The sequence below is a fragment of the Accumulibacter sp. genome, from assembly GCF_036625275.1.
Lineage (GTDB): Bacteria > Pseudomonadota > Gammaproteobacteria > Burkholderiales > Rhodocyclaceae > Accumulibacter.
This window is the reverse complement of sequence record NZ_JAZKUD010000019.1, coordinates 48,200-54,659: the sequence shown is the minus strand read 5'-3', so window position 1 is coordinate 54,659 and position 6,460 is coordinate 48,200. Positions and strand designations below refer to the sequence as shown.

At 60.0% G+C, this 6,460-nt stretch carries 7 protein-coding genes; 6 read left to right on the top strand and 1 reads right to left on the bottom strand.

Annotated features, from left to right (window positions below):
- The first annotated feature begins 222 nt into the window (after positions 1-222).
- The 6 genes from nirJ (at position 223) to V5B39_RS09155 (ending at position 5,564) form a co-directional block, all read left to right on the top strand.
- Entirely contained in the window at positions 223-1,416 is a 1,194-nt protein-coding gene (nirJ, locus tag V5B39_RS09180) for a heme d1 biosynthesis radical SAM protein NirJ (protein WP_332342592.1), read from the top strand.
- Positions 1,416-3,005, top strand: a complete 1,590-nt coding sequence (locus tag V5B39_RS09175; RefSeq protein WP_332342591.1) for a cytochrome D1 domain-containing protein — start codon at positions 1,416-1,418, stop codon at positions 3,003-3,005. The genes nirJ and V5B39_RS09175 overlap by 1 nt, the downstream gene beginning before the upstream one ends.
- A gap of 104 nt (positions 3,006-3,109) precedes the next feature.
- Positions 3,110-3,517, top strand: a complete 408-nt coding sequence (locus tag V5B39_RS09170) for a hypothetical protein (RefSeq protein WP_332342590.1) — start codon at positions 3,110-3,112, stop codon at positions 3,515-3,517.
- Between the two features lie 86 nt (positions 3,518-3,603).
- Positions 3,604-4,047, top strand: a complete 444-nt coding sequence (locus tag V5B39_RS09165; RefSeq protein ID WP_332342589.1) for a DUF192 domain-containing protein — start codon at positions 3,604-3,606, stop codon at positions 4,045-4,047.
- A 32-nt stretch (positions 4,048-4,079) separates the two neighbouring features.
- Positions 4,080-4,724 carry a chorismate--pyruvate lyase family protein gene (locus tag V5B39_RS09160; RefSeq protein WP_332342588.1) on the top strand — a complete coding sequence of 215 codons (645 nt, stop codon included), beginning with the start codon at positions 4,080-4,082 and terminating at the stop codon, positions 4,722-4,724.
- Positions 4,725-4,727: 3 nt separating this feature from the next.
- Positions 4,728-5,564 (top strand): N-acetylmuramoyl-L-alanine amidase, encoded by an 837-nt coding sequence (locus V5B39_RS09155; RefSeq protein ID WP_332342587.1) that lies wholly within the window; start codon positions 4,728-4,730, stop codon positions 5,562-5,564.
- Between the two features lie 60 nt (positions 5,565-5,624).
- Here V5B39_RS09155 and V5B39_RS09150 read toward each other — a convergent pair whose 3' ends face one another.
- Positions 5,625-6,458, bottom strand: coding sequence for a penicillin-binding protein activator LpoB (locus V5B39_RS09150; RefSeq protein WP_332342586.1), 834 nt, complete (start codon positions 6,456-6,458; stop codon positions 5,625-5,627).
- Between the last annotated feature and the right edge of the window lie 2 nt (positions 6,459-6,460).

The window sequence follows — 6,460 nt, the reverse complement described above, 5'->3', positions numbered from 1 at the left end:
CTGTCGCCGTCGCGGAGCATCCGCCTGGCAGTACCTCGGCACCGTCATCGCAGCCGCTCGCAAAGGCTTGCAGCTCCCCGCCATCCCCGCCATCCCGGCAACCGTGTAGGGGGAGTGAATGATTACCGACGTGCGGTGGCAAATTGACAAATCGAAGCTTGATGCACGTCAAGGCCATCGCCATGGAGCTGTTTTCTAATACGCGGATTTGGGGATGGCCCGATGTTTCGGATCTCGCAGTACATGCAGGAGTTGTGGACACCCAGGCCGCCCGGTCCCAGGCAGAACCCGCCAGCGCCGGTGGTGATATGGAATCTCATTCGTCGCTGCAATCTCACCTGCAAGCACTGCTATTCGATCTCGACCGATCGGGACTTTCCTGGTGAGCTGACGACCGACGAGATCTTTGCGGTGATGGACGATCTCAGGCGTTTTCGCGTGCCGGTGTTGATTCTCTCCGGCGGCGAGCCGCTGCTGCATCCGGACATCTTCGACATCGCCCGCCGTGCCAAGGCGATGGGCTTCTACGTCGGCCTGTCGTCGAACGGTACCCTGATCGACAAGGCGAATATCGATCGCATCGCCGAGTGCGATTTCGACTATGTCGGCGTTTCGCTCGATGGCATCGGCTCGACCCACGACCATTTTCGGCAGATGCCGGGCGCTTTCGACGCTTCGCTGCGTGGCATTCGTCTGTGCCGTGAACTCGGCTTGAAAATCGGCATCCGTTTCACGATGACACAGAACAACGCGCAGGACCTGCCGGACCTGCTCAAGCTGGTCGAGCAGGAAGGCATCGACCGCTTTTATTTTTCGCATCTCAACTATGCGGGTCGCGGCAACAAGAACCGCAAGGACGATGCCCAGCACCAGCTGACTCGCTGGGCCATGGATTTGCTCTTTGCGACCTGCCTCGATTACCAGCAGCGTGGTTTGTACAAGGAATTCACCAGTGGCAACAATGATGCCGATGGCGTTTACTTTCTGCATTGGGTGGAGAAGCGGTTTCCCGAGCAGGCGGAGAGAATGCGCGCCCGCCTGGTGCAGTGGGGGGGTAATTCATCAGGGGTCAATGTGGCCAATATCGATAATCTCGGCAATGTGCATCCCGACACCATGTGGTGGCATTACACGCTTGGCAACGTTCGCCAGCGTCCCTTCTCGGAAATCTGGAGGGATCTCTCAGACCCGCTGCTGGCGGGTCTCAAGCAATTTCCCCGGCGCATTTCGGGACGTTGCGGCGAATGCCGACACTTCGACATCTGCAATGGCAACACGCGTGTGCGCGCGCAGCAACTGACCGGTGACGCCTGGGCCGAGGACCCCGGCTGTTATCTGACAGACGAGGAAATCGGTGTCTCCCCCGGCCGTGCACCGATTCCCGTCACTCCTCACATCAAACTACGGAGTGTCTGATGAACTGGCGCCAATGTGTTGCCGGCTCCGCGCTGGCCATATGCCTAGTCGGTGTCTCTTTGCCGTCTGGCGCTGCGGGTGCGCAACGCCTGTACCAGGAACACTGTGTCGCCTGTCATGGCGAATCCCGACTCGGCGGCGTCGGTCCGGCGCTGCTACCCGAAAACCTCGAACGCTTGCGCCAGCAAGAGGCAGTCAAAGTCATCCGCGAAGGGCGCGTGGCGACGCAGATGCCGGCCTTCGGCGACAAGCTGAGCACCGACGACGCACAGCAACTGGTGGAATGGATCTATCGTCCGGCAACCCCAGCGCCGGTTTGGGGTGAAGTACAGATTCGCAGTTCGCATGTTGTCAATGTCAACGCCGCAGCGCTGCCGGCCACGCCAGGGCACGCGCTCAGGGGTGTCGACCCGCTGAATCTGTTCGTCGTTGTCGAAACCGGAGACCATCATGTCTCGCTCGTCGACGGCGACCGTTTCGAGCGCCTGCACCGCTTTCCCAGCCGCTATGCGCTGCACGGCGGACCAAAGTTTTCGCCGGACGGCCGCTTCGTCTATTTCGCTTCGCGCGACGGCTGGATCAGCAAATATGACCTCTACCATCTGGTGGTGGTCGCCGAGATCCGCGCCGGTCTGAATACGCGCAACGCCGCCGTGTCCGGCGACGGTCAGTGGGTGCTGGTCGGCAACTACCTGCCGCACAGCCTGGTGGTGCTCGATGCCGGCGATCTCTCGCTGGTTAAGGTCATCCCGGTGAAAAATGCCGCTGGTGACAAGAGTTCGCGGGTTTCGGCGGTCTATGATGCGGCTCCGCGCAGGAGTTTCGTGGCCGCACTCAAGGATCTGCCCGAAGTCTGGGAGATCAGCTACGATCCGGCCGCCGAGCCAATTGCCGAAGGCTGGGTGCACGACTACCAATACCGGGAGGGCGAGTTCAGGCCAGCCATGTTCTTGCCGCGGCGGACACTGCTCGCAGACTGTCTCGATGATTTCTTTTTTACCCAGAACTACGACACGATCCTCGGTTCGTCGCGCTCGGCGACCAGTGGGCAGGTGGTCCAGCTTGATGTCCGTCGGAAAATTGCCAGCCTTGATCTGCCAGGAATGCCGCATCTTGGATCCGGAATCACCTGGAAATGGCGAGACCCCGCCGGACGCGAACGAACGGTCATGGCATCACCCAATCTGAATCAGGATCTGGTGAGCGTCATCGACTTGAAGACCTACCAGACCATCAAGCAGATCAAGACCCTCGGCCCCGGTTTTTTTCTGCGCAGCCATGAAAAGAGTCGCTATGCCTTCACCGATTCGATGATGAGCAAGGAGAACAAGAACATACTGCAGGTGATCGACAAGCAGACCCTCGAGGTGGTGGCACAGATCAGGGCCGAACCCGGACAGACGCTGGCGCATGTCGAGTTTACCCGTGATGGTCGCTATGCCCTGGCCAGTCTGTGGGAAATGGATGGGGCGTTGCTGGTGATCGACGCGCAGACGCTCGGGGAAGTGAAACGTATCCCGGCGAAGAAACCCGTCGGCAAGTATAACGTCTGGAATAAAATATCGCGTTCGGAGGGCACCAGTCACTGATCCGCCCACGCACATCTGGCCGCCGCTTGCAGGCCGGTTCTGAGGGGGGGGGCGTAGGCCCGCGGTGTGGCGCCCGCAGCATCACCAGAACAGGAACATCGAGAATGTCGGCTATGCGAAAAACCATCAACCATCTGCTGCACGGCTTCCTGTCCTTGGGCCTGTGCGTGTTCTGTGCGACGGCGCTGGCTATTCCAAAAGCGGCCGAGCAGGAAGATGACGAAGTCACCTTCGGTACGGCCGACGCACCGCCGAAGCCGGCGGCAAAGCACGTCGCGTCGCCAGCGGCCAAGGCGGTCAAACCGGTCGAATCCAGAGTGGACAGGCCGCGTCCAGGGGCCAAGGGGGCTGGGCGTTCAGCCAGTCAACCGGTAGCAGCCAGAAAGCAGGCAGTCGGCAGCAAGCCTCCACTGACCGCCAAAGCCAACCGCAGCGCCCAGGTTCCAACCGGAACAACGCTGGCCACGAAGAAAGATTCCGGGAAAGCCGAGGGTAAGTCCGGGAAGAAGTAGCCCCCTCATCGCCAGTGCGACGGCGAGCCGGCGTTTGCCCAGACCGATCGCGCCTTTTCAGCCCAGTCGTACCGCCGGAGTTTCCGATGCATCCGTCTTTCGCTTTTCTGGCCACCCTTTCTCTGCTGCTGGCAGCGCCACCGGTTGTGGCGGAAATGCCGCGCATCGAGTTGACGGCCGGCTTCTACCGCATCGACGCGGAAGTGGCGGCAGACAATCCTCATCGCATGCAGGGGTTGATGCATCGCCGCAGCATGGCCGCCAACCAGGGGATGCTCTTCGTTTTCCCCCTGGCGGCAACCCATTGCATGTGGATGCGCAATACGTTCTTGCCCTTGTCGGTGGCTTTTCTCGACGAAAACGGCCGAATTCTGAACATCGAGAACATGCAGCCACAGACTGAGGACAATCACTGCGCCGCGAAAGCGGCACGCTACGCGCTGGAAATGAATCTTGGCTGGTTTTCGAGCAAGGGCATCAAGCCGGGCGCGCGCATTGGCGGCATCGAGAAGGCCCCGGCTCCACAGTAGAACTCCATCAAAATCACAAGGGTTTTCCAGGAATGCCTGTTGTGGACCCGCGGCGCTGGCGAAACAAGCTGCTGCGCACGGCCGACAATATTGCTTTTCTACCCTGGCTGCGCGACCGTGCTTCGCTGACGGCCCGTATCCAGGCCCGTGGGCGCTTCGCGCTACGGGTCATTCACCAGGGCCTGGCCAGGCCAACCGCTGATGAAGCACGAGCGCTTGGTCTGGCGGTTGAGGAGCAGGCCTGGATACGCGAAGTAGCGCTGAGTTGTGATGATCAAAGGGTCGTCTTCGCGCATACCGTCCTGCCCTGCAGGCCGCGCGGCCCGCTGACCCTTTGGCTGGCACGCCTGGGCAGCCGTTCATTGGGGGCGCTGCTCTTTGCACATGCCGGATTCAGTCGTGGACCGATGACCTTCAAGCGCATCGATCGACGGCATGCCCTTTATGCGCCCGCGGTGACGGCGCTAAAACTCGCCGAACCAATTCCGGGCGTCCTTTGGGCGCGTCGCTCGCAGTTTGGCTTCGATAACCAGTCGGTATTGGTCAGCGAAGTCTTTTCACCGCTTCTGCTGAGCTTTGGCGAGATCAGCAGGCCGCTGCAACAGGCCATTTGCCCAGCCGATACAATACGCTCGCCGGAGCAGAGACAAACTGGCGAGCGCGGCCAAATAGGCTAGGCAATGCTCGGCAGCGATTGTGCATCCGTTTCGTTTGCGATGAGAATAGCGCCCCGTCTTTCCCCATTTCGGATCAAACCACCTGTTTTGAGACGCCATCATCTGCTCCTTCGACTCCTCGCCGCAGCGATGGTGGCCATCCTCGCGGCCTGTGCGCCACTGTCGCCGAAAACGGCAATGAGGGCGAGTTGGAAGACATCGCCCAACTTCGATGGTCGCAGGCCAAATCTGGTGATCATTCATCACACCGGCAACCCGACGCTCGAACAGGCACTGCATACGCTCACCTCTCCTGAACGTAAGGTCAGTTCGCACTATCTGATTGGCCGCGACGGTGCGATCTTCCAGCTTGTCGAGGACCATGCTCGCGCCTGGCATGCCGGCAAATCGTGGTGGGGCGGCTTCACCGATATCAACTCGGTGTCGCTGGGTATCGAACTCGATAACAATGGCCACGAACCCTTTGCTGATACTCAGATAGAAGCCTTGCTCACCCTGTTGGCGGATATCCAAAAGCGCTACAAGATTCCTCGGGCCAATTTCATCGGTCATGCCGATGTTGCGCCAACCCGGAAGGATGATCCGAGCGCCTGGTTTCCCTGGCAACGGCTGGCTGAGCAGGGTTTTGGCCTGTGGTGTGAGGCACCCCTGCCGCCCGCTCCGGTCGGCTTCGATCTGGCGCTCGCACTTACCGCCATCGGCTATGACCCGAGCACGCCGGAAGCTTCACGAAAGGCTTTTCGCTTACATTTCGCCCGTGCGGATCAGACACTTTCTGCCGAACATGAAAACGCCCTGGCTTTCTGTCTGTTGCAGCAGAAGCGCTCTCCAGGCCCGTGATGCGCCCACAGAGGGGCGCATGAGGGCGCAAGCGTCGGAATAATGGAGTGCATGGGGTGCTCAGCGAAAAATGATCACTTCCTCGCGGTTTTGTTCTTCACGCATTCGATAGCCGCCTTCGCCGCGTACATCGTCACTGCGGATGCCTCCCAATTGCTCGTCGAGCTGACGGGCAGCATCCTCACCGAGGCTCTTCGACACTTCGGAAACGACCTTGCCCCGGTTGAGAACGACACGGCCGCCACGACTGGTCAGCAGCTTGACGTCCTGGCCGGTACCCATCGCGCTGAAAGCCGCCTTGATCTTGTAGTCGCGCGTGCTGATCAGGCTGAATTCAGCGACCAGTTCAAGGCTGAGCGTATGCGAGACGGTGTTGGTGTGGTCGATCGGATTGGCTTCCTGGCGAAATTCCAGACTGTTGATCGAGCCGAAAAGGACATAGTCGGCACCTGGATACATGCCCTGCTTGACGCGTGCGATGATGTCGTACAGCCTTTCGATATGTTTGCTGTCGGTGAAAGGCTTGCCCTGCACCAACTGGAAGCGGCCTGACTTGAGCATCTCGCCCTTGATGTCTGCGGTAAATTTGCGTAACTCGCCGCGATCGATGTAGCTGTAGGTGCCTTCTGCTTCGAAGTAGTTCTTCTCCGACTTGGCGTTCAGCGAACCGCTGCTGCGCCGTGCATAGCCATAATCCGATTCACGCTCACTTTCGCGGCCGGAAGCACGTAACGATGACTTCTCGGAAGCCGAAACAACGCGAAAATACTCGCTGACTCGTTCCTCATAAGCGAGGTCGGTCACGGCGACCTTGGGCTGCGGTGCGGCAACCGCGAGGCTGCTGGCCGCGATGAGCGAGAAGACGCCCGCACGGGCAAGGTTGATGAGATTCATCT